Origin of the sequence: Prevotella sp. 10(H) (assembly GCF_000711235.1) — a bacterium.
In the GTDB taxonomy this organism is placed as follows: Bacteria; Bacteroidota; Bacteroidia; order Bacteroidales; family Dysgonomonadaceae; genus Dysgonomonas.
In genome coordinates this window covers 587,442-611,668 of the sequence record NZ_JOMI01000003.1, presented here as the reverse complement: position 1 = coordinate 611,668, position 24,227 = coordinate 587,442, and the positions used below count along the sequence as shown (strand labels likewise).

General features: G+C 40.3%; 20 protein-coding genes, 1 tRNA gene and 1 riboswitch. Of the genes, 5 read left to right on the top strand and 16 right to left on the bottom strand.

Annotated elements, in window-relative coordinates; translation table 11 throughout:
* Nucleotides 1-46: 46 nt before the first annotated feature.
* Nucleotides 47-1,885 (bottom strand): membrane dipeptidase, encoded by a 1,839-nt coding sequence (locus tag K348_RS0108140; RefSeq protein ID WP_029904471.1) that lies wholly within the window; start codon nucleotides 1,883-1,885, stop codon nucleotides 47-49.
* Between the two features lie 12 nt (nucleotides 1,886-1,897).
* Nucleotides 1,898-3,142 carry a dicarboxylate/amino acid:cation symporter gene (locus tag K348_RS0108135; protein ID WP_029904470.1) on the bottom strand — a complete coding sequence of 415 codons (1,245 nt, stop codon included), beginning with the start codon at nucleotides 3,140-3,142 and terminating at the stop codon, nucleotides 1,898-1,900.
* Nucleotides 3,143-3,362: 220 nt separating this feature from the next.
* Between K348_RS0108135 and K348_RS0108130 the strand changes: the two genes are divergently transcribed.
* Together K348_RS0108130 and K348_RS0108120 are read left to right on the top strand one after the other, a co-directional pair.
* A tRNA-His gene (locus K348_RS0108130) sits at nucleotides 3,363-3,438 on the top strand.
* Nucleotides 3,439-3,642: 204 nt separating this feature from the next.
* The gene (locus K348_RS0108120; protein ID WP_029904469.1) at nucleotides 3,643-4,149 is read left to right on the top strand and encodes a DUF4252 domain-containing protein; all 507 of its coding nucleotides are present in this window, start codon (nucleotides 3,643-3,645) and stop codon (nucleotides 4,147-4,149) included.
* A gap of 68 nt (nucleotides 4,150-4,217) precedes the next feature.
* Here the strand turns inward: K348_RS0108120 and K348_RS0108115 are convergent, their stop codons facing one another.
* Complete coding sequence (locus K348_RS0108115; protein ID WP_029904468.1) at nucleotides 4,218-4,913, bottom strand: DUF554 domain-containing protein; 696 nt, start codon at nucleotides 4,911-4,913, stop codon at nucleotides 4,218-4,220.
* Between the two features lie 153 nt (nucleotides 4,914-5,066).
* On the opposite strand from K348_RS0108115, the gene prmA reads away from it, so the two are divergent.
* Nucleotides 5,067-5,909 carry a 50S ribosomal protein L11 methyltransferase gene (prmA, locus tag K348_RS0108110; RefSeq protein ID WP_029904467.1) on the top strand — a complete coding sequence of 281 codons (843 nt, stop codon included), beginning with the start codon at nucleotides 5,067-5,069 and terminating at the stop codon, nucleotides 5,907-5,909.
* 294 nt (nucleotides 5,910-6,203) lie between these two features.
* Here the strand turns inward: prmA and K348_RS0108105 are convergent, their stop codons facing one another.
* On the bottom strand, nucleotides 6,204-7,583 hold the full coding sequence (locus K348_RS0108105; RefSeq protein ID WP_029904466.1) for an aminopeptidase C: 1,380 nt from the start codon (nucleotides 7,581-7,583) through the stop codon (nucleotides 6,204-6,206).
* 476 nt (nucleotides 7,584-8,059) lie between these two features.
* Here K348_RS0108105 and K348_RS0108100 point away from each other — a divergent pair, with 476 nt between their 5' ends.
* Nucleotides 8,060-9,271 (top strand): MFS transporter, encoded by a 1,212-nt coding sequence (locus K348_RS0108100; RefSeq protein ID WP_029904465.1) that lies wholly within the window; start codon nucleotides 8,060-8,062, stop codon nucleotides 9,269-9,271.
* 79 nt (nucleotides 9,272-9,350) lie between these two features.
* Here K348_RS0108100 and K348_RS0108095 read toward each other — a convergent pair whose 3' ends face one another.
* Together K348_RS0108095 and K348_RS0108090 are read right to left on the bottom strand one after the other, a co-directional pair.
* Nucleotides 9,351-10,250 (bottom strand): PfkB family carbohydrate kinase, encoded by a 900-nt coding sequence (locus tag K348_RS0108095; protein WP_029904464.1) that lies wholly within the window; start codon nucleotides 10,248-10,250, stop codon nucleotides 9,351-9,353.
* Between the two features lie 79 nt (nucleotides 10,251-10,329).
* Nucleotides 10,330-10,974, bottom strand: coding sequence for an HAD family phosphatase (locus tag K348_RS0108090; RefSeq protein ID WP_029904463.1), 645 nt, complete (start codon nucleotides 10,972-10,974; stop codon nucleotides 10,330-10,332).
* A 118-nt stretch (nucleotides 10,975-11,092) separates the two neighbouring features.
* On the opposite strand from K348_RS0108090, the gene era reads away from it, so the two are divergent.
* Complete coding sequence (gene era, locus K348_RS0108085; RefSeq protein WP_029904462.1) at nucleotides 11,093-11,974, top strand: GTPase Era; 882 nt, start codon at nucleotides 11,093-11,095, stop codon at nucleotides 11,972-11,974.
* Between the two features lie 2 nt (nucleotides 11,975-11,976).
* Here era and K348_RS0108080 read toward each other — a convergent pair whose 3' ends face one another.
* From K348_RS0108080 to cysS, 10 genes are all read right to left on the bottom strand, one after another.
* Entirely contained in the window at nucleotides 11,977-13,203 is a 1,227-nt protein-coding gene (locus K348_RS0108080) for a 3-phosphoshikimate 1-carboxyvinyltransferase (protein ID WP_029904461.1), read from the bottom strand.
* A gap of 424 nt (nucleotides 13,204-13,627) precedes the next feature.
* Nucleotides 13,628-16,267 (bottom strand): phosphoenolpyruvate carboxylase, encoded by a 2,640-nt coding sequence (gene ppc, locus K348_RS0108075; protein ID WP_029904460.1) that lies wholly within the window; start codon nucleotides 16,265-16,267, stop codon nucleotides 13,628-13,630.
* 162 nt (nucleotides 16,268-16,429) lie between these two features.
* Nucleotides 16,430-18,160: a phosphoenolpyruvate carboxykinase gene (locus K348_RS0108070; RefSeq protein ID WP_029904459.1), complete on the bottom strand. Its 1,731-nt coding sequence runs from the start codon at nucleotides 18,158-18,160 to the stop codon at nucleotides 16,430-16,432.
* A 252-nt stretch (nucleotides 18,161-18,412) separates the two neighbouring features.
* Nucleotides 18,413-18,640, bottom strand: coding sequence for a cysteine-rich CWC family protein (locus K348_RS0108065; protein ID WP_029904458.1), 228 nt, complete (start codon nucleotides 18,638-18,640; stop codon nucleotides 18,413-18,415).
* Nucleotides 18,641-18,767: 127 nt separating this feature from the next.
* Nucleotides 18,768-18,976, bottom strand: a riboswitch (cobalamin riboswitch).
* 93 nt (nucleotides 18,977-19,069) lie between these two features.
* Nucleotides 19,070-19,495, bottom strand: coding sequence for an RNA-binding S4 domain-containing protein (locus K348_RS0108060; RefSeq protein WP_029904457.1), 426 nt, complete (start codon nucleotides 19,493-19,495; stop codon nucleotides 19,070-19,072).
* A 77-nt stretch (nucleotides 19,496-19,572) separates the two neighbouring features.
* On the bottom strand, nucleotides 19,573-20,136 hold the full coding sequence (gene pth / locus K348_RS0108055; protein ID WP_029904456.1) for an aminoacyl-tRNA hydrolase: 564 nt from the start codon (nucleotides 20,134-20,136) through the stop codon (nucleotides 19,573-19,575).
* Between the two features lie 79 nt (nucleotides 20,137-20,215).
* Nucleotides 20,216-20,797 carry a 50S ribosomal protein L25/general stress protein Ctc gene (locus tag K348_RS0108050; protein ID WP_029904455.1) on the bottom strand — a complete coding sequence of 194 codons (582 nt, stop codon included), beginning with the start codon at nucleotides 20,795-20,797 and terminating at the stop codon, nucleotides 20,216-20,218.
* A gap of 176 nt (nucleotides 20,798-20,973) precedes the next feature.
* On the bottom strand, nucleotides 20,974-21,720 hold the full coding sequence (gpmA, locus tag K348_RS0108045) for a 2,3-diphosphoglycerate-dependent phosphoglycerate mutase (RefSeq protein ID WP_029904454.1): 747 nt from the start codon (nucleotides 21,718-21,720) through the stop codon (nucleotides 20,974-20,976).
* A gap of 109 nt (nucleotides 21,721-21,829) precedes the next feature.
* Nucleotides 21,830-22,594 carry a peroxide stress protein YaaA gene (gene yaaA / locus K348_RS0108040; RefSeq protein WP_029904453.1) on the bottom strand — a complete coding sequence of 255 codons (765 nt, stop codon included), beginning with the start codon at nucleotides 22,592-22,594 and terminating at the stop codon, nucleotides 21,830-21,832.
* Between the two features lie 141 nt (nucleotides 22,595-22,735).
* On the bottom strand, nucleotides 22,736-24,205 hold the full coding sequence (gene cysS, locus K348_RS0108035; protein ID WP_029904452.1) for a cysteine--tRNA ligase: 1,470 nt from the start codon (nucleotides 24,203-24,205) through the stop codon (nucleotides 22,736-22,738).
* Nucleotides 24,206-24,227 lie beyond the last annotated feature (22 nt).

Below are 24,227 nucleotides of genomic sequence, written 5' to 3'. Positions count from 1 at the left end.
AGTACAAAAATACGATTATTTTGTCGCAAAAAAAGGATTGACTTCGCTATTCTTTCGCTCCCTTTTGCACCTCATCAAGTACGCGAAGGAAATTGCCGCCCCATATTTTTGCTATATCTTCATCCGAATAACCTCTTTCCATCAGCTTAACAGTAATATTTATCATATCGTTATTTCCCTGACAGCCGATAAGCCCGCCACCACCGTCGAAATCGGAAGCGATGCCGACATGGTCGATACCTGCCACCTTCACTGCATAGTCTATATGGTCTATAGCGTCTGTCAAGCTCGCTTTTTTACGGTCTTTATTTATAAACAGGTCGACAAGGCATATCTGAATTACTCCCCCACTCTTGGCTATTGCCTGCATTTGTTTATCGGTGAGGTTACGGTCGTGATAGCACAGCGCCTGTACGGATGAATGTGAGGCTATAATCGGCTGCGTAGAAAGTTGAATCACATCCCAGAATGTCTTTTCCCCGACATGAGAAACATCAATCAATACGCCCAGGCGGTTCATTTCTTTAATCACATCTTTACCAAAAGGGCTTAACCCGTTCCACTCATGCTTTGTATCGCTAGACGTATCGCAAATATCATTGTCTTTTGTGTGGCAAAGAGTTATATAATTCACTCCCATCTTTTTGAAACGGGCAATATTCGAAATATCCTTTCCTATTCCGTATCCGTTTTCTATTCCGATAAAGATAGCTTTCTTCCCTTCTTTTTTCAGCCGTATAAGGTCAGCCGTATTGTATGCTATGCCACAAATCTCCTTATTATTTTCTACCTGTTGATGCGTATCTTTTATATATTTCTCTATTTTGTCAACCGCCTTTTGTGAAGAGACTTTGTCACGCGGGCCTTGCGCCGTATAAGCGGCAAAGAAAATAGCATCGAGCATTCCTTCTTCCATTTTAGGAATGTTCACCTGATTCTCTTCGCGTTTGCCTATATCGAGTCCTGCCTTCTTGAATTCGGTAGGAGTATCGCAATGGGTATCTACCGACAGGATACGTCGATGTAGTTCTTTGGCTTTACGGAAAGTATTTGCTTCTTTTACTATAAATCTGAACAGTTTAAGCATAGTAGTATCGCCACCTGAAACATGTCCCTCGGGATGCCATTCTACTCCCATAATTGAACGGTTGGGATATGCCTCAATAGCTTCTACAATACCGTCCGATGTCGAAGCTACCGACTTAAAATTTGGCGCGACTTTCTTTATTGCCTGATGATGCATCGTATTTACCGACACTTCTGTCACACCGAGAAACTCTGCGAGTTTCGAATCTTTTTCTATGCTTATTGTATGTGTACCGACTTCGCGCGGTTCTGACTGCTTATGGTTTACACTTTTATCCTTCAGTTGAGTGGGTATATCCTGATAGAGCGTTCCGCCAAAAGCTACATTGATTAATTGTATTCCCCTGCAAATACCGAGTACGGGCACATTGCGGTCGGTAGCCAGTTTCAATAGAGTAAAATCATAAATATCGCGGACAGAGTCTATATCATTCATTTTTGGTATGGCCTTTTCTTTATAATACGGCGGATTTATATCCTCTCCCCCAATCATTATCAGCCCGTCGAGGTCTTTTACCATATCCCTGAGCATAGTTGCATCTTTTATAACCGGAATAATAAAGGGTTTACCGCCTGCTTTAACTACCGCTTCGATATACGTCCATTGCACAACCGAGCTTCCGGTTTTTGTGCGACCGGCTGATATACCGATAAGCGGGGCTGATTTTTGATTCGGATTTACTTCCGAATCTATCGATTTGTAAAGAGCTGATAAATCCGGCGTTTCTGCAACTTGCCCTTTGGCATATCCGGTTATTAATAAGGATAATGTGAATAATATCGATGTAATCTTTCTCATTTGTTGTTTGGTCTATTCTGTTTGCGTTATTTTATTCTTAATCCAGGCTTTTCCTTCCGTCAGTCGGGCTACCAATACGGCGCTCACTACATTTCCGGTCGAATTGAGCAATGTAGCCGGAATATCCACAATAGTACTGATAATCATAAGTGTTCCTGCCAATTCAGGTGAAAAACCGAACACGGAACATATCAGCAATTCTCCCGTCATTCCCCCACTGGGTATTGCTCCCATCACTGCCCCTACCAGAAGCGCCATTCCGATAATCATGAACATGTTGGAAGACGAAGTAAGTTCGTGTCCGAATATAGAGAAAAGGAATATTACTTTCAATACTCCCGCCATTACCGAACCGTCCTTATGGATATTCGTTCCCAAAGGAATAACCGTTTCAGCAATGCTCTCAGAAACACCCATCCGTTTCGATGCCTCAATATTCACTGGTATACAGGCTGCACTCGACGAAGTAGCAATTGCCATCAGTGACGGTGTAGGAATATTGCGCCAGAAAGTGAAAAAAGCCTTGCGTCCGCCTGCCAGCAGCACGTATACAGAATTAAGCACAAAGAACGATATACCCGTCAATATCAGGTAAAGGATAAACACATGCATATAACCGTTCAGTATCTGCCCGCCCAGTTTACCTACTGTATCGGCAAAGTAGCATCCCAATCCTACAGGTGCTGCCAGCATAATAATACCCATCATTTTCAGTATGATGTTATTTACCGAGTTCAATAAATCAGCGACTACCTTTCCTTTCTCCTTAGAAAATGCCGTAGCTAAGCCGAAGAATATAGAGAATATAATCAGGGGCAACAGGTTCGATTTGGTGAACAGTTGCTGAAAGTCAGATACTGTAAACAAATTGACAAATATCTCTGCGGATGTCAGTTGTCTTACTACCTGCTCCGGCATAACAGTCGAAACATCCGTCCGGCTGACACCTTCCAGCGGATTATAGAACAAAGTGAAAAGGTAAGCTACTACCGCAGCTATGACCGACGTAAGCAGGAAAACGACTATGATATTCGTCACTACTTTTCCTACAACATTCGACCGCTTCATATTGCAGATTGACGACGACACGCTAAAAAATACCAGAGGCACTATCAGTACAAACATCAGATTGAGGAATATATCCCCTACCGGCTTCACTACGGAAGCATCTTCCCCGAAGACGATGCCGCATATACCGCCTGTCAATATCCCCCCAAGCAGCAACAGGGTGAATGCGTAATTCTTTAGTATGCTCATTCAAAAAACAGATAAAAAGTCTGTTTACAAAAATACACTTTCGAGGTGAGAAAGCCTAAATTTTTTAATTCTTTAAAATTTAAATTATATTTTGTTCAATAAGCATGTTTCTGATAGTCTTTATCTTCAAAATTTCTATAGTATAGATAAAATATTTTTTCTTTCGTATCTCTTGTTATTACAATAAAAATACATATATTTGCACCGCAATTGCAAAAATGGTGATCGTAGCTCAGTTGGTTAGAGCGTCGGATTGTGGTTCCGAAGGTCGCGGGTTCGAGCCCCGTCTTTCACCCGGAAAATGAGCTGCTAAGATAGCAGCTTATTTTGTTTATACTACTTAGTAATATCTGCCTCAATAATGAAAAGTAGATAATGCTTTTTATTTTAGATAACTCTCTATTCTATAAGTTAAATTTTATACTTTTGCAGATATTCTGCTTGAGAATAGACTTTTGTAATTATAACTAACACATCTAACAAAACTAATAATTAAAGACATGACAAATTTTAAAAGCATTACTCTTCCTGCTCTTTTTTGTATCATTACACTCCTTTTTTCATCCGCCATTCAGGCCCAGGAACCAGTCGATAAACTAATTAGTAAATATAAAAATACTAAAGGCTTCACATCTGCTATCTCAACAAAAGAACAAATGAAGACCATAAAATCCATGGCGCATATGGTCGGTGGCCAACAAGGAAAAATATTGATGCAAACTGATGAAAGCTGCTATATAGAGTATAAAGGTAAGAACCCCAATCTCGACAAATTCTACCAGGAAGCAATAGATCTATTCAGAACAATAGCAGGACATACTGAGATAGATACAAATGAGTCTGACATTGTTGGGAAGGCATTTGTTGTTAAGCAAGGAAATATATGTAAAGAAATCAGTGTTGTAGTAATTTCTAATAAAAAAGTGACAATCTTTTCAACAAAAGGCAATTTTGAAGAAGAGGCTCTCAAAACATTGCAAGAATCAGCCATAAAAGGTAAAAAATAAACCCTTCTTTCTCTTTATATCGGGTCGGCATAATGTTCGGCCCTTTTTTATGTAAATAGAATCATTATTTACAAGAAATAGGAAAGTATCACCACGATAATTAAGGCAGGAAGCATATTTGTCACATTCACATCCTTTATCTTAAGAATACTGATACCGAGCCCTATCAGCAGAATGCCCCCTACTCCCGTCATATTAGCAGTCATATCTTCACTCATATAACGCATAATAAACGCGGCGAATAAAGTAATCCCTCCCTGATAAATCAGCACGGGAACGGAAGAGAAAAGTATACATATACCGAAAGAAGCGGCCAAAGCCACAGAGGAAACACCGTCGATTATCGATTTTGTCACCAACAGGTCGGGAGAATTCCCTATTCCGTCTTCTATTGCCCCTAATATCCCCAGTGAACCGGCACAAAACAGAACAGATGCCGTAATAAAACCTTCGGTAAAGCGGTCGGAAGTATCGTCCCTATCCGTTTTAAGACCCTTACTTTTGGATTGCAAATAAGCGGAAAACTTACGGATATATTTATCGATATCTATTCCCTGCCCTATAATGGCACCGGACACAATACTGACCAATACAAGAATCATACTTTCAGTTTTCAAGGCCATAGATATACCTATCGTCATAGTGACAAGCCCGATGCCCTGAAAAATAATATTTGTCATTTTGGAAGAAAGGCGAGAGTGTATTGCCAGCCCCAGCAGACTTCCTCCTATAATTGCTCCTGTATTTATTAACGTCCCTATCATAAATAGTTTTTCACCGTTCAGATTATTTCTCACAAAAGTAAAAAATATATTTTCATTTTTATTTTGAAGGTAAATATTCAAGCAAATATCCGTTTGTATAGATAAAATAAAAGTGAAATAATAAATGTACCTTTGCATCAAATTAAAATTGTCATGAACTATATAGAAGTAAAATTCATCTGTACGCCCAATAACGAGATTGTCAACAGTGTATTATCTGCGACTATTGCAGAAATAGGTTTCGAAAGTTTTGTCGAAGACGAACTCGGAACAACTGCATATATACAAAGTAGCTTGTTCGATGTTCCGGAACTCGACAGAGTACTGAACGAATTGCCCATCGAAGCGGAAATCATCTACACTTTCAAAAGTATAGAAGATAAAAACTGGAACGAAGAATGGGAGAAGAACTACTTCCAGCCTCTGATTATAGACAACCGTTGCATTATCCAGAGTACCTTCCACAATGTACCCGCTACATATGAATACAATATATATATCGACCCAAAAATGGCTTTCGGTACAGGACATCACCAGACAACCGAGTTAATGATAAGGGAAATCCTGAATAATGATTTCGCAGGGAAGTCTGTATTAGATATGGGCACCGGTACAGCCATACTTGCGATATTAGCCTCTATGTGCGGCGCAAATCCAATAACCGCTATAGACATCGACAAATGGGCATACGACAATGCTATCGAGAACCTGAAGTTTAACTATATCGAAAACGTATCGGTAGAAATAGGCGGGGCGGAATTACTCGGCGGCAACAGTTACGATATCATATTGGCAAATATCAACCGCAATATCTTACTAAATGACATCCATGTATATTCTTCGGTACTCAATGCCGGAGGCTGTCTATTTATGAGTGGCTTCTATGAAGAGGATATACCTGCCATACAAGAAGAGTGCCAAAGAAACGGGCTGGTATTTAACAACAATATAACCAAAGACAACTGGGTGGCGGTAAAGTTTACTAAAATGGCATAAAAGACATAAGAGGAGGCTCCTTTTAGAAACCTCCTCTTATGTGTGAGTTAAATTAGGTATTAGGCTTAAGGTAAATAAAGATTGTTTGGTTATCGGTACAAAGGAACGACATAAAACGAACCTCACCAAATAAAAAAACATATTATAAAACATATTTTTTATAAATTATGCTAACATTTCGACACCTAAAACCTATATATATTAAACCATTTTAACATTACATTCATTCTTCGTAAAGAAAAAAGATAAATCCTACCTGAATCTTATACACTTGATTTTCAGCCACTATTCTTTTCAGTTCATATAATCCCACATCGGCAACTGTATTGGCTTCTGGCTTAAACATTCCACTGCTTTCGCATCCAGATACTTTTTGTGCACTACAAGCCGGAACATGTACTCATCGAACCATTTGTCGGTAAATGTCAGATATCCCCTGTTGCCCGACGAAGCACCCCAACTGTTTTCAAATTCCCATTTCACCGGAGAATCGCTAACATCGGTATCGCAGCCGATCAATGTCATGGCATGGCTCGATCCGCTCTGACGGGTCAGAATTCGCGCCTTTTTATCCATCGATAAATCCACTCCCAACAGCGACTGGTAATCATACATCGAAGGATCGAGAATACCCGATTCACGGTTCATCTGCTTACCCACATCGCACGAAGCATACATAGCTTCATCGTTCTTTATAGATGCAAGCGCTGCTTTCTTAATGTCTTCATTCGGCAGGTTCAGATATATCCAGTTAATACCTTCTATCGTATTTTTATAATTCTGTATTTCGTACATTTTATAATATTCCCTTGTAGGGTCGTTCATCACCATAATATAATTGTCAGGCGAGTAATCTTCCGGTGTAATGGCTTTATAAAACTGTTTCGGAGTGTAATTTCTCAACTCTTTTATTACCCCGTTACGGTCTTTATATCTCCATGTAAATTCTGTAGGCGGTTCACCTAGGCATAATGCAAGAATGCGGTATACATCTTTAAGTATAACTGTCTTTTCTTTCCGCAGATCATTCAGCTTCTTCCCCGATGCTGCCTGCTCCCTTATAGCATAACCTCCCGCACGAAGCTTTTCATTCACTAATCCAAGCATTTGTCTTGTATTATTGGAATGTGCCGTCTCAGGCATTATTTCTTTGGGCACAACCCCGTATTTCTCTCCTGCATTGTAATACAGGTTCCACACGCCGCCGTCACTTACAGGAGATTTGAAAAGATATTCTACCGCCCTGTCGCCAAATGATTCTTTGCTTGTACCTATAATATTTTCGAGGAATAAGTTCGCCTTTTCAAATATATCCCAGAAATAAAGGTAATTATGGGAAAAGTCGAACTCGCTGATATTATATTTCTCCATTATCGACGGACGCAGCACGTTCATTGAAGTGAACATCCAGCAACGACCCGAACTCTTCTGGTCGGTAATCCCCCTTACCTTGACCCTGTATCGGAAATAATGATCTATTTGCCCTTGCAGGTCATGATTCAGTGCATTGGCTGTTATATTAGCATTCGTAGTCAGAATATTCTGGATTGCTTTGGTAGATGCATCCCGTTTGAAACTCGATTGAATGTCCTGCAGATCACTTTCCGCTATACTTTGCGCAGAAAGAAACACTGCCGTAAATAACAAGGCTCCTGTCAATATAATTTTTTTCATAGATAGATAATTCATTTAATAGTTTAGTATTACAAAAATAGCAGAAATCGATGAATAATTAATAATGAACGGTTAATAAACCCTATTTACATTTATTAACTATATTATGTTAAAAAGTAACGAAAGTAACTTTTTTCAGCTATTAGCTGTTAGCTTTTAGCCATTAGCTTTTTTTACTTCGTCTCGCTTGATGTAGAAAAACAGATACCGTACTCACATAAATTAACAATATATAGTTAAAAGGTAACAAAAGTAACGTTACAGTGAATAGTTGACAATGAGTAGCCCACAACACACTTTCAACATTCAACATATCAACTGTCAATTAAAAAAAATCAAAGAGCTATCGGCTAACAGCTATAAGCTACCGGCTAAAACAATATAGATAAATATTTACTATAAAAATCGGCTGACATACAACGATTTTACACTAAAGAATCTATCTTTGCAGCATCTTATTAAAAACACACTGTAAAATGACCGGAACAGAATCCGCAACATACTCCAAACAAAGAATACGTTATGCCGTCATGTCCCTTTTCATTGCTCAGGGAATGTGCTTTGCCAGCTGGGCAAGCAGGCTACCTGATATAAAGAGGGATTTCAATGTAGAAAGCTACCTGCATTACGGGTTACTGATGTTCCTGATCCCGATAGGCAAATTTATCGCTATACCTCTGGTGGGTTTCCTGTTGCCGCGTATAGGGAGTAAAAAGACTGTACTGATAAGCATTACAGGATATAGCCTTTCGCTGTTTCTGGTCAGCCTCATGCCGGGTATTACCGGGCTGGGAATAGCCATGTTCCTGTTCGGTACATTCTGGAATATGACCGATATTTCACTGAATACACAGGCAATTGAAGTGGAACGGATTTACGGCAGGCCGATAATCGCCACTTTCCATGCCAGCTGGAGCCTTGCCGCCTGTATCGGGGCATTGATAGGATACGGAATGATCAACCTGAAAGTGGGTACATTTTACCATTTTGCCATAATATCGGTATTAGCTTTGGTAGTTATATTTATCAATTACAAATACTTGCAGGAACCTAAAGCTACAAATGCAGAAGAAAAACAGGAAGAGAAGATCACTGAAAAGAAAAAAGGATTCCGCTGGCCTGAAACATTGCTTATTCAACTCGGTCTGATATGGTTGCTTGCGCTGATAGTAGAAAATACGATGTTCGAATGGAGCGATGTATATTTCCAGTCGGTGATAAAAGCTCCGGAATCGCTGCAGGTCGGTTTCCTTGTATTTATGGTGATGATGTTCTCAGGCCGTATGCTGACTAACTATGCATACCGCATCTGGCAAAAAACAACCGTGCTCAAAATAGCGGGTGCTTTGATTTTAGCCGGGTTTGTTATTTCTTCGCTGTTCATCCATACTGCAGATACGCTGATATTGAAAGTAGTTATAAATTCCATTGGCTTTATGCTGATTGGACTGGGAATATCGTGCGTAGTACCGACCTTATATAGTATAGTCGGTGATAAAGCAACTACGCCGGTAGGTATCGCCCTTACTATCATGTCGAGTATAAGCTTTATAGGGCCGTTGGTTGCTCCGCTATTAGTGGGCGCTATATCCGACGGTTACGGGTTGGAATGGGCTTATCTGGCTGTCGGATTATTAGGCGGATGTATTGTAATTATCGCTGCTTTTGGCAAAGCATTGAGAAAGTAAATAAGAAATACATTATAACAGAAACAAAAAGCATCCTCATAACGGATGCTTTTTTATTATATATGATATTTATAACCTCTTACAACTCCGGAAAAATATTCTCCGCCGTATTTATCCTTCTTTCCACATCTTCTTTTGTTCCGCAGAAAGGTCCCGACCCTTCGATTTTTATTGTTGCCATAGCTGCGGCAAACTTTCCGGCTTCTTCTATGCCTGCTCCTTTTGCACGCTTGTACAGATATCCTGTTACATACGTATCGCCGCAACCTGTAGCGTCGACCACTTCGGTCGGCTTGTACGCAGGTATTTTATAAAACTCTTTTCCGTCGTAAATAACTGAACCAATGCTGCCGAGAGTAACAAGGACTTCCTTCACGCCCCAATCGTATAATTGCTGTGCTGCCTGTTTAATATCTGATGAACCTGTCAGCACTTCCATTTCCAGTTCGTTGACTTTCAGTATATGCACATGCTTCAGTGTTTCCAATTTATTCTTCCAGTCTATCGGGTAAACATTCTGATCGCGAACCTCACGCAGATAACCCTGCGAATCTACAGCAATTAAACCTTTTGTGGAAAGGAATTCAAGCAATTCGAGCGGAAAATCATCGGCAAGCAATGCGCCCAAAAGAAATATCTTTGCATCTACATCCTTAAAGCCGTCTATTGAAAAAGGGTCGGCTTTTGCCAAAACCCGCTGTGTACGATTATCCTGATTTTCTCCGTAAATATTTTCGAAATATACTGAGTTTCGGCTGGGAATAACCTGTGTATCGACACCTTTAGACCGCAGATCGTCTACAACTCTCATTTCCGACTCTGCGAGTGACGTTACCAGAAAATAATCTATATCGTCGAAATGGCGGATAGCCTGCGAAAAGTAAAAAGCCGTGCCTCCGGGCATATGCACCGTCCGTTTGGGCGTAACAACTTTATCCAAAGTGATGTGCCCTACACAGCAAAGATCATGTTTATGCATTATTCTGTATTTTGAGATGCAAAAGTAGTAAAAATAGTAACAAGTTACAGACGCTTATGTCCTTTTAAGATTAAGGCTGTCATTTAACCAGTTCCAATAACTTGTCGTAATTCATTTCTGTAAAATCAGAAATTTCTTTTACTCCTTTTTCTTTCACTTTTTCGGCAGGGTGAGTAGTAGAAAGACCGATGACTGTCATACCCGCCGCCAGACCGGATTCTATTCCGGCAAATGAATCTTCAAATACCACACATTCTTCAGGGTTTACACCGAGATCTTTTGCAGCTAGCAGATAGCAATCAGGTGCAGGCTTACCATGTGTTATACGCGCATCGTAAACAATGGTATCGAAAAGCGTATCGAAATGCTTTACCTTATACACTTCTTTCAGTTTGGTAATTCCGGAACTGGTAACCAAACCCACTTTCATCCCCAAGGCTTTAAGGCTATTTACAAAGGCTATCGAACCGGGAATTTCAGGATACACCATTTGCTGTTCGAATTTATCTATCTCCTCCACAAGAATATCCAGTTGTTCTTTTGTAAACTCAGAGAAATACTTTTTAAGAATATTGGGCAAGGTAGTACCTTTTATCACTTTCTCGAAGTTAGGTATATCTATGCCGTATCTCTTGCCGGCATCTTTCCAAAATATATCGTACTGACTTTCGGTATCGAGCATCACGCCGTCCATGTCGAATAAAGCGCAGGTTATTTTTTTCATTATAAGTATATTTACGTCTGCAAAAATAGTAAATCTTTGCATCATAATTCTATCCTTACCAACGTTATTCGTAACTATTTAGTACTTTTGTCCTCAAATAACAAAGAATATACATCGAATGCATAAATCCGGATTTGTAAATATTGTTGGTAATCCTAATGTCGGCAAATCGACCCTAATGAACCTGCTTGTCGGCGAAAAAGTTTCTATTATCACTTCCAAAGCACAGACAACCCGTCATCGTATACTCGGTATAGTCAACACTGAAGATTATCAGGTGGTTTATTCCGATACACCGGGGGTTTTGCGCCCCAACTATAAATTGCAGGAAACAATGCTCAATTTTTCCGAATCTGCATTGGGAGATGCAGATGTATTACTGTATGTGACGGATGTAATCGAAAAAACCGATAAAAACGAAGAGTTTCTCCATAAGGTACAGAAAGTAGACGCCCCTGTCCTTTTATTGATAAACAAGATAGACCAGACCAACCAGCAGGAACTGGAAACATTGGTCGGACAATGGAAAGAACTACTGCCTAAAGCTGAAATATATCCGATATCCGCATTAAATAAATTCAATGTAGATATGGTAAAGAAAAGGATACTGGATTTAATTCCGGAATCTCCGCCGTATTTTGAAAAAGATGCACTGACAGACCGTCCGGCACGATTCTTTGTTACGGAAATCATCCGCGAAAAAATACTTCTCTATTATCAGAAAGAAGTGCCATATGCAGTGGAAGTTATAGTAGAAGAATTTAAGGAAGAGAAAAAGATTATAAATATAAGGGCACTTATTGTTGTAGAACGCGATACGCAAAAGGGGATCATAATAGGACATAAAGGTGCCGCCCTGAAAAAAGTAGCCACTACTGCCCGAAAGGATATGGAACATTTTTTTGACAAAAAGATATTCTTAGAAATATTCGTCAAGGTAGAAAAAGACTGGCGAAGCAGGGACAACCTGCTCCGCCAGTACGGATATCGTTTAGACTGATATTATTCGCCCTCTTCTATTACATATCCTACCGATTTGAGATCGTCCCAAAAACGAGGATAAGATTTAGTCACCACCTTAGGATGCGCTATATTAATATGCCCCAGTTTTATTGCAGCCGGGGCAAAAGCCATTGCCATACGGTGATCTTCATATGTTTTTATTACCGGCTCGGCTTCCGGGTCGCAACGTTCACCGTTCCATTCCAATATGCTGTTTTCGCTGTCGTAAAGTAAATAACCGAGTTTCTTCATCTCGGCTTTCAGTGCCTCTATACGGTCGGTTTCTTTTATCTTCAGTGTTTGAAGACCTGTAAACATAAAAGGTATCCCCATCATGCAGCATGTTACGACAAAAGTCTGCGCCAGATCGGGCTCATTGACAAAATTATGGAACATCTTTTTTGTTACCTTTCCGGCCTTTTTCAGTATTACGCCGTCTTTCGTATATTCCGTAGATACTCCCAGATCGAGAAATAGCTCCGCAACTTTGGAATCTCCCTGCATGCTGTTTTTAAACAAGCCTTTAAGTTCCACACGCGCTTCATCTGCCAGAGCAACCATTTCGTACCAATACGAAGCTGCCGACCAGTCAGACTCGACTGTATAGTTCAATGTCTTATATTCTTCAGGATGTATCTTTATCGTCCGTCCGTCCCAGTGTGTTTTTACACCGAACTGAGCCATCATGCCCAGCGTAAGTTTAATGTAAGGAACAGAGATAATATCACCTTCGAGATGTATTGTCAGTCCTTTTGTCATTGTAGGGGCAATCATCAGCAAGGCTGAAATGAACTGCGAACTTACATCACCCGATAAATAAATCTCACCGCCATTCAATGAAGTCCCTTTTATTTTCAGGGGTGGATAGCCTACATTTCCCAGATACTGTATACGTGCACCTAACGATATCAGCGCATCTACAAGTAGATTGATAGGCCGTTCTTTCATGCGTTCGGTACCTGTTATAATCCACTCTCCCGGTGTAATCGCCAGAAATGCAGTAAGGAATCGCATCGAAGTTCCAGCCGCTTTCACATCTATAAGGTTACTGCCCGAAGTAAAAGCATCTGCCATCACATTCGTATCGTCACAATCAGATAAGTTAATCAACTTGGACGGAAACAAACTCAGTGCATTTAATATAAGCGCCCTGTTACTGATGCTTTTCGATGCAGGCAGCTGTATGGTCGAATTTAAGGCTTTCGGAGCCGTAATTTTATATTGCATAGCGTGATTTAATCTTCTTTCGAAATTAAGTAAAAACCCATTAAATACAAAGGTTTAAACATAGATTAAGAAACAGTTTATAATTTTAATTAACAAAACCGAAATTCGGATAAATTATGTTCTCCACATGCATTTTTTTATATATCCGAATTATATATTATCACTTATTTTACAGGTACCAGGCTAATTTTTCTTTTCATCGACGTGCTTAGGTCATACATGTGCAGCACCAGCATATCCATCTGATACTGCCACGATTCCCTTATTTCAGAAAAAATATAGCTTAGAATAAAAATACCGCTTGATCACAGCCGTTCTTATATCTATGGCTTCCCTGTTGTCGGCATGCAAAAGCTTTTACCTATCAAAAAATTATAATCTACCCAAATATAATCTTTACAACGGCATCCAGCTTTCTGTTTTATCATCCGGTATTACGCATACCTGCCGCAATTCCCGATATTGTTATCATCAGGGCAAGTTCGAGTTCGGATGAATGTACATCGTCTTTTCTGGTACGGTATAGTAATTCTACCTGCAAAAGATTCAGCGGATTGGTATATATATTACGCATGGCAATATTTTCGGCCACTTCCGGCAATCCTTCCATCAGGTATTCATCCTCTGATATTCTGAGTATTGTATTTATATCGTTTTTCAACTGGCTTCTGAGCTTTTTGCCTATATCGAGCAGCCTTGGCTCTACCAGCCGGTCGTCATAATATTCCGACATACGCGAGTCGGCTTTAGCAAAGACCATCTCGAGCATGCTGATACGTGTACCAAAGAAAGGCCAGTCTTTATACATGCTCTTCAGTATATCCATCTTTCCGTCATCGATTGCCTGCTGCAATGCTTCCCCTGCGCCCAGCCATGCCGGAAGCATCAGTCTGTTTTGCGTCCATCCGAAAATCCACGGGATAGCACGTAAGCTTTCAACTCCACCGTTCGGACGGCGTTTTGCAGGACGAGAGCCGAGCGGCAAACGTGCAAGTTCGGCTTCTGGTGTTGCCTGATAGAAATACGGAATAAAATCGGGGTCTTTATGTACAAGTCCCTGATAACTTTTGCAGGAAATATCCGACAACTGATCCATCAGATCGCGCCATTCCTGTTTAGGTGCAGGAGGAGGCAAAAGATTTGCTTCCAATATTGCGTCTGCATATAATGATAATGTTTTGATCGCCAGATCGGGCAAGCCGAGTTTGAAACGTATCATTTCTCCCTGCTCTGTTACACGCAACCCGTCTTTCAGCGAACCCGGAGGTTGTGAGAAAAGAGCTACTTTGGCAGGGCCGCCGCCACGACCGACAGTACCGCCGCGTCCATGAAACAGTGTCAGTGCAATTCCAGCTTCCTGACAAGTCTTAATCAGTGCTTCCTGTGCATGGTACTGCGCCCAGCCTGCTGCAAGGGAACCTGCATCTTTTGCCGAGTCGGAATAACCGATCATTATCATTTGCTTATTTTCAATAACGCCTCTGTACCAGCTGATATTAAACAATTGCTGCATAATACCGTTCGCATTATTGAGGTCGTTCAACGTTTCGAATAATGGAGTTACAGGCAATGTATACGGGCAATCCGCTTCTTTCAGCAACAGATATACCGCCAGTATATCGGACGGTGTACGCGTCATCGAGATTACGTATGTCGGGATAGAGCCGACCGGAGTCTCTGCTATTACACGGCATGTATCCAGTACTTCCTTCGTCTGCGGTCCCGGTTCCCAGTTACGCGGGATAAGAGGACGTTTTGAATTCAGTTCTTTTATTAAAAATGCCTGTTTGTCTTCTTCCGACCAAGTCTCGTAATCTCCTAAGCCCAAATATCGTGTAATCTCGGATAAGGCTTCTGTATGTACGGTACTTTCCTGACGGATATCGAGTTGGGTCAATGTAAGCCCGAAGCAACGTATGCGACGCATAGTATCCAGCAGCTTATCATCTGCTATGATCTGCATCCTGCATGCTACCAACGATTTATAACATTCATTCAACGGCTCCCACAACTGGTCGTTATGAATAAATATATCTTCTGTCAGTTCCGGATTTTTTCCTTCTATTCGTGCATCGAGATATGCTATCGTTGCCCTAAGCCTTGTTCTCAGGCGCTTCATCAGTTCGCGATACGGTTCCTGAACTTCATAATCCTTTATATAATCCCTGAACTCGGAAGTACAGGTCGCCATAGAAAGCTCTTTAACAAGCACTTCTATATCGGACAGGAATAATTTGGCTGCCCGTTTCCTGCTGTCGAGCAATACTTCGTGTGTTATTTTTGCCGTCACATTCGGATTACCGTCGCGGTCGCCTCCCATCCATGATGAAAAACGGATTGGGCGCGCATCTATCGGAAGACGGTACGATATTGTATTTCTTATCTGGTCGTCCAGTTCCCTGATGTAAGCCGGAACTGCAAACCATAGACTATTCTCCACCACTTCGTATCCCCATTTTGCTTCTTCGTTCGGGGTCGGGCGGTTCTGGCGGATTTCATCCGTGTACCAGTACTGTGCTATTAATTGTTTCAGACGAAGCAGTATCTGTACTTTCTGGTAATTTGCCAAATCATCGTGGTCGAGCAGTGCAAGGCAATGATCTACCTGGTTAAGGTTATTGATAAGTGAACGCCTGTTTATTTCTGTAGGATGAGCAGTAAGTACAAGATCGATAGATATGTTTTCTATTGCCTCTATTATTTTCTCATCACTCAGGTCGGCTGCTTTCAGCTTCTTATATATTTCAGGAAAATTTACCGGATTCTCTGCACCCTGCGCATGAGGCGATACACTATTATATTGCTCTGCTGTATTGGTGAGGTTCAGGAACTGGTTGAAAGAACGCGCAACAGGCAAAAACTCTTCATCTTTAAGATTCTGTAAGGTTTTTACCAATGATTTATGCGCCTCGATATCTCCAGAATGCGAAGCTTTGGAAAGCCTGCGGATTGTTTCTATCAGATCAACCATATCCTGTCCTTTGGCTTCACTGATGGTTTTCCCCAGCATGTCACCCAGCAACTTGATATTGTTGTGCATCAAAGATTGCGGTAAATTATTCATAGTCTGATATTATTTATTATGATTATTTAGTAGTATATCCGTAAAACAGAATAAACAGTCTTAAGTTTATATAATTGTTAAATCTTTATTTTCGTTAACAATTATCCGGTATAATTCAACCCCTGAAAGCTTTCTGAGCCAACTTTCAGGGGTTGATATATTTTAATCGTTAATCAGTGTAAACAATTCTTCGGCTGCTTCGCGCGGGCCGTCCTTGCTCCTGCCTTCTATAGCGAGCGATGTATAAATCTCACCGATCTTGACACCGTTTTTACTCATATCGGCAAAGAACTGCTGAATAAGCTTTCCGGCTAATTCTTTTTCCTGTACAGGCCCGAACGGATTGGCAAAGTAAGATGTCACAAGGCCTTTCTCGGTAGTAGTGCCTTTCGCCTTGCGCGCACCTGCCTCAAATACTTCTATCGCTTCATCGAGATGATCGAAGAACTTGATTTTTGTATCAGAATCGGTATAGTTGTTAGCATATAGGAAGTAATCTACTTTATAGCCTTTCATAATTACATCATAGGTAGCAGCAGGTATTGTTATACGGGCATTTACCTTGTCGGCATTTGTATAAATACCTCTTTCCAGTTGTTCGAAGGCATAAGTAGGATCGAGGTCATCGATACGCACAAACGCTCCGATTTCTGTTCCATAACCTTTAATGCTGCCGTCTTTTTCTTTATTCAGATATCCCATATCGTCGAAAATGATACGCATATGGCGGATATATTTTTCATTCAGCGTACGGAATGCTTCGAGGCTTTCCGATTTTCCGGCACCGCTATCGCCCATGATCACGATATTGGCTTCTTTACCGTTCTTCAATGCGATATTTACCATTGCACCGTGTATAGGCAGGCGGTTTTTCTCCATTTGCTTCACATTGTGGAGGGTGAGGAGCATTTTCTTCATATATCCGAAATAGTCGATATCGTCGCAATGGTTTGCGTAGCCGATAAGGATATCATTCTTTTTGTCTTTATAATAGAAAGTACGTTTCTCTTCATGCCCGTCGGGATACCCGAAAACATAGATAATATCCGGCTTCTTTCCTATATATTCGTCTTCTTTTGCAAGTTCGAAGAGGTTAGACAAAGAAAATCCGTGTACCATAAAGTCTTTATGGAAGTATACAAAGGTCAGCATACTGCCTACCTTGGCAGGGAAAAGGAAGAAATCGTCTTCGTTGAGTACTACATTTTCTATCGGGTTTTCCTGATGCTCATGGAATATACCGTCGCGTGTATTTCTCTTGGTATATGAGAAAAACGGCGGTTTGAACATTACTCCGGTAATAAATGGAATAGATGTCAGTCCGTTATATTCCACAGGACAATTCCAGTTGATATCACTCAATGTTAGCGCTGCATTGGCCCCTGCATTAAGCTGACGGTATACCCTGTATTGGTACCCGATAACAGTTTCTTCGATACGGCGGTAAATAGACAGAACCAATTCGTTGAACAATTCGTTAGCCTGCATAAAACGTACACTCTGAAGCCCGTTACCTATTGTACTGTTATGCACAATAGTATAACGTTCGAGCCTGCGCCAGAAACCATATAAAAGTTCTATCAATTCTATGAACAGATTCTTATCGTTGAAGAAGATAGCATATTTGTTATGTACATTCTGAACCTCATCCGGATTGCAGACTGTCAATAATTTAAATGCTTCTATCAGTGTTTTTTCAAATTCCTCATCAGTCTTGAATTCTTTGATGTAATATTCGTAAATGATCACTTCTTCTTTCTTCAGCTTTTGAAGAAAGACTTCTATTACTCTGTGAAAACCGTAACTGTTAAGTATTTTCTGCCGCGTGTCGCAGTATTTGAGTGTGAAGTTAATTATTGCTTTACCTTCTCCTAAAGTAAATTCCTGTAACATGTTTGATTTGTTTATTATTATTATTTTTCTATTTATCTGCATACTTTTCAGTCTACAACCTCCCGCTTGTTTTTATACACAAACAGGAGATTATAAACCGATACAACCTGCCTCAATCGTACGTAGCAGGGATGTTTTTCTAACTTCAAATTTAAGGAAACTTACCTATACAATTAAACGAATTAATGACTAATTTTATAATAAATTGTAAATTAAAAACAAGTTTTTGCTATTCAGTTGTTTTATAGTTCATTACAATTCATTTATTTTATTCTTATTCAAAAATTCCGGATTTACATCTAATGGATAAAAATTATTATTTGTTTCTTCCAGGCATTTAGAGCATAAGCAATTAGCATAATTTTCTTTTATATACTGTCTTATTCCTTCCCTGAGTTTTATCTTGCTGCAATGACACAATTCTACTTTATCCTGCCTGCAAACAAATACAGCAGCACATTTGCCACATATCTTTTCCATTACTTTTAATTCTGATAATTTTGCAATTACAGAATGAATTATGTTTTCTAAAAACACAGCCCATCTTAATAATCACCGATTTAATATTTACGAATAATAATTCGTGTTTTCAATCCTTTTTCGCGAAAGATGAAAATGTTATATTGGCAGGTCTTCTGACTTACTCCCGTTTTGTACTACCTTCCCGCTTCTAAGATATCGAAACAGTGGCTTGAGGATTTGCACAAACGCTTATCGGAGCTTACAGCAGCGCGACTGTTCAGGACTTTCACCTGATTCCCTTTTCATCACTTATCCGGCATGCAGATTTGTGACACCAAACTAAAAACAAAGATATAGAATTAAAGAAAACGTCATACTATTTTGCCAGGAAGTTATTAACAGAATAAAAAAATAAGGATGAAATTAACTTCATCCTTATCTCGTATTTCAATCTTCTTCCTCCAGATCCCAGTCATCGAAAAAAGAATAATCGTCTGTAAACTGCTCCAGTTCCCTGCGGTCTTTCTTGGTCGGTCGACCCGTACCACGCGCCCTGTCGACAAAACCGGACATCTTTGACATTTCCAGTATTTCCAATTGCGACGGTGGTGTTACATCCCGCATAAATTCAGGAACAAGCTTCGCTCCCATTCTGTTTTCGGATAAGGCAAGCACCTCGAACGAATATGTTACAGGAGCACGGCGCACTTCAATCACATCACCAACTTTAATCGTCCGTGACGGCTTTACAATTACCCCCTTAATGGTTATGCGTCCTTTCTTGCAGGCTTCTATAGCAATGGACCGCGTTTTAAACAGCCGTACTGCCCAAAGCCATTTATCTATCCGCACTTCATTCTTTGGTTCTTTCATATTTTAGTTACAAGTTACTTCGCCCTGCGGGCAGATACGAGTTACAAGAATAAAAGCTAACAGCTATAAGCTATCAGCTATTTATTGTTATATTGATTCATGGTGTTTTGTATGCCTGCAAGACAAAAACTCTTTATTATTTCTCCGCAGGTTTCCAACTTGGCAGGAAGCTCTTTTTCTTCTTCATCCGAAAAATCATCCAGCACATAATCTACCTGTCCTCCTCTGGGAAAATCGCTTCCTATGCCAAAGCGCAAACGCGCATATTCCTGTGTGCTCAGAATTGTCTGTATATGCTTAAGCCCATTGTGACCGGCATCACTACCCTTACCTTTGAGCCGTAATGTACCGAATGGCAGAGCCAGATCGTCGACAACAACAAGCATATTTTCGATCGGAATATTTTCTTTATTTAACCAGTAACGGACTGCATTACCGCTGAGATTCATATATGTAGACGGCTTGAGCAGAATAAGCATACGCCCCTTTACCTTCATTTCGGCAACAAAGCCATATCGCCTGTCTGCAAAAACAGTATTGGACGCTTTAACTAAAGCGTCCAATACTCTGAATCCTACATTGTGGCGGGTATATTCGTATTCTCTACCAATATTGCCCAAGCCGACAATCAAATATTTCATTTTAGTTACGAGTTACGGGTTACAAGTTACAAGAGTTTTCGAACACTTATAATTCATAACTCATTATTCATAATTAATATTAGCCGTTCTTAGCTGCAAGACCTCTTGCTGCACGAGTCAACTGTACGCGGCAAACTACTGCATTTTTAGCATTCAGCAGTTCAAGACCTTCGAAATGAAGTTCACCTACCTGTACAGATTTACCAAGAGCAAGATTTGTAACATCGATATGTACTTTTTCAGGAACTTTATCGTAGTTAGCCCTTACTTTCAGTTTACGCAGGTCGAGAGAAAGCTTACCCCCTGCCTTCACACCTTCTGCAAGTCCGTCAAGCACAACCGGTACATCGATAACGATAGGTTTGCTTTCGAATACATGAAGAAAGTCCAGATGAAGTATTTCGTCTGTTACAGGATGCACCTGAACATCTTTCAATATTGCTTTATAACTGTCTTTTCCTACAGCAAGGTCTACCAGGAAAATTTCAGGAGTATAGATCAATTTACGCACATCGCTGTTTGTGACAACGAAGTGAATAGCTGCGTCAGCTTTTTCTCCGCCATAAATTACAGCAGGGATTTTGTCTTCTTTACGGAAAGCTTTAGTTGCTTTTTTGCCAAGGTCTGTTCTTACTTCGCCTTTTAGTTCAAATGTTTTCATTTTTTAATTTTAAAATGTGTTACTCAAATTAAGGATTGCTTCCTCATTCCCATCACACGTACGGGCTTATAAAAGCGGTGCAAAGATAATCGTTTTGTTTTTATTTTCCTAGCTTTATAAAAAATAAAGAGCATATATTTTTTAGATATATGCTCTCTTCTGTTATATTGGGTTATTTATTTCTTTTTGCCCTGATTAGCAACGGCATCCATCAGTTTTTTGATTTCTTCAGGATCGCCGAGGAAATAATCTTTTACAAGGTTTAAATCATCGTCGAACTCGAAAACATAAGGTACTGCAGTAGGCAGGTTCAAACTTACGATATCTTCATCAGAAATTCCTTTCAGATACTTAATGATACCGCGAAGACTGTTTCCGTGAGCAGCAACAATGATTTCATCATGGCACATCAACGACGGATATATAACTTCCATCCAGTAAGGAAGAATACGCTCTACTGTTTCTTTCAATGCTTCTGTTTCAGGGATATATGCTTTAGGCACGCATGCATAACGTGGATCTTGCGAAGCAGAACGCTCGTCACTAGGATCTAGCGGTGCAGGCGGCACGTCGTAGCTTCTTCTCCAAACCAATACTTGTTCGTCGCCGTATTTTTCAGCAGTTTCGGCCTTGTTCAAGCCTTGAAGCATACCGTAATGCTTTTCATTCAACCGCCATGTTTTTTCAACCGGAATCCAGTCAAGATCCATCTGGTCAAGGATGTTATTCAATGTCTTTACCGCTCTTTTCAGATAAGAAGTATAAGCCAGTGTAAATTTAAAGCCTTCTTCTTTCAATAGTTTTCCGGCTTTTGTTGCTTCTTCTACTCCTTTTTCCGACAAGTCTACGTTTGTCCATCCTGTAAAGCGGTTTTCTTTATTCCAAACGCTTTCACCATGGCGAATCAATACTACTTTTTTCATCTTATTTTTTATTTTTAATTGTGATTTTTCTCGCAGCGCAAAGTTATTTAAAATAGTGACAAGTTACAAGCCACGGCTTATAAGATTTTCGTGTAAAATAGAAATAGCTTTATCTTATAAATACCCATTCTTTATCGTCCGAAAGCTGAGGTGCAAACACATAACCTTCGGTATCGAATCCTTTCAGATGCTCAACATCCTTTATCTGATTCTGAATGATAAAGCGGGTCATCATACCGCGCGCTTTCTTGGCGTATACTACGATTTGTTTATAACCGCCATTATCGGTTTGCTGTTTGAATATGGGCGTTATTACTTTATATCCTTTTGGTAATAATTTACGGTTTACAGCCTTTGCATATTCTTTTGAGGCAAGATTAATCCATACGTTATCGTCTGCACTCATTTGCTTAGCCAGATATTTGCTTATCGTATCCGACCAGAAAGCATATAAATCTTTGCCTTTGTCATTAGGCCATGGTATCTGCATTTCCAAGCGGTACGGTTTAATCAGATCCAATGGGCGAAGCACTCCGTAAAGGCCCGATACATGAATGAGATGCTTCTGTGCAAACTCCCAGTCCTTATCCGAAAATGTCTTTGCATCCAGTCCCTGATATGATATACCGTTATAAGCCAAAGCTGCCTGACGTTGAGGTGTTTTAGCCAATGGGTATGCATGTATATACTGATATACATCGTGAGCCAGTTGCGGATTGATACTCATCAGTGATGATATTTCCGAAGCGGACAGCCTTTCCATCGATTCATATAATTCTTTGGCTTCCTTTGCATATAGCGGTGTTGTTGATTTCTTTACCGATACGGACGACTTAAAGTCCTGAAGTTTGGCAGGCGACATCGTAATAATCATATCATTATATAATTTATATGTGTATGTATTATGAACAGAATAACATAAAGAAGGTTCAATTCCAGCTATCCAACAAAGGTAACAAAAACAGAGCGGAAAGATAATGTAATATCCTTCCGCCCATTAACTATATCAGTTTTTTTACTTCAGTTTCCACTCTGCACCGTCTTTGCCGTCTTTTATTTCAAATCCGGCTTTAGCCAGTTCGTTGCGTATCTGGTCGGAAGTAGCCCAATCCTTATTCTCTTTAGCCTTTTGGCGGATATCGAGTAACAGGTCTACAGCTTTTCCAAACGCTTCATTATTTCCTGCCGAAGCAGTTTCGTTACGGATACCAAGTATCGAGAATAGGAATGTATCGAACAAATCCTTTAATTCGGCAACATCTTCCTTTGTCAGAGATATATTACCTGCAATAGCCGAATTGATCGTTGTACTGGCTTCGCAAAGATGAGCAATAACGATAGCCGAATTCAGATCGTCATTGAGGGCATCATAGCTTTTCTGACGAATATCTTTTATATCTACTGTGGATGTTTCCGATACAATTAATTTATCCAAGCGGCTGTATGATTCAAGCAAACGCGAAAGGCTCTTTTCTGCTGCTTGTAATGCCTCATTGCTGAAATCGACAGTACTTCGGTAGTGCGCCTGCAAAATGAAGAAGCGGACAACCATCGGGCTGTATGCTTTCTCCAACAGTTCGTGCTCACCCGCAAACAATTGTTCTAAAGTGATGAAATTACCCAGTGAACGTGCCATTTTCTGGCCTCCAATAGTAATCATATTGTTGTGCATCCAGTATTTTACCACCTGATGCTTTTCCATAGCAGTATTCTGAGCTATCTCGCATTCATGGTGAGGAAACATAAGGTCTAACCCTCCGCCGTGAATATCAAATTCTTTTCCCAGATATTTGATACTCATTGTAGAACATTCGAGATGCCAGCCGGGAAAACCCACACTCCACGGTGAAGGCCAGCGCATAATATGCTCGGGAGATGCCTTTTTCCATAGGGCAAAATCGACTTTACTGCGCTTTTCATCCTGTCCGTCGAGTTCACGGGTAGTATTCAGCATTTCCTCTATGTTGCGGTGCGAAAGGATACCATAATCGTAATCCTTATTGTACTTCTCTACATCGAAATAAACCGAACCGTTACTTTCGTATGCATAGCCGTTTTTCAGTATTTCGTTTATGGATTCTATCTGTTCGATAATATGCCCCGATGCATGCGGCTCGATAGACGGCGGTAATGTATTCAGGTCGTTCATCACCTTATGGTAACGGTTGCTGTAGTACTGCACGACTTCCATAGGCTCAAGCTGTTCGAGACGTGCTTTTTTAGATATCTTATCCTCTCCGCTTCCTTCTTCATTTTCGAGATGACCTACATCCGTTATATTTCTTACATATCTCACTTTGTAACCGATATGCTGCAGGTATCTGAACAATAAATCAAAGGTTACGCCATGACGGGCATGCCCCAGATGGGCATCGCTATATACTGTAGGACCGCAGACATACATTCCCACGTGAGGAGCATGCAGCGGTTCAAAAACTTCTTTTGTGCGTGTAAGTGTATTGTAAATCGATAGTTTCTGTTCCATGATCGGAGTGTAATTTTTTAGA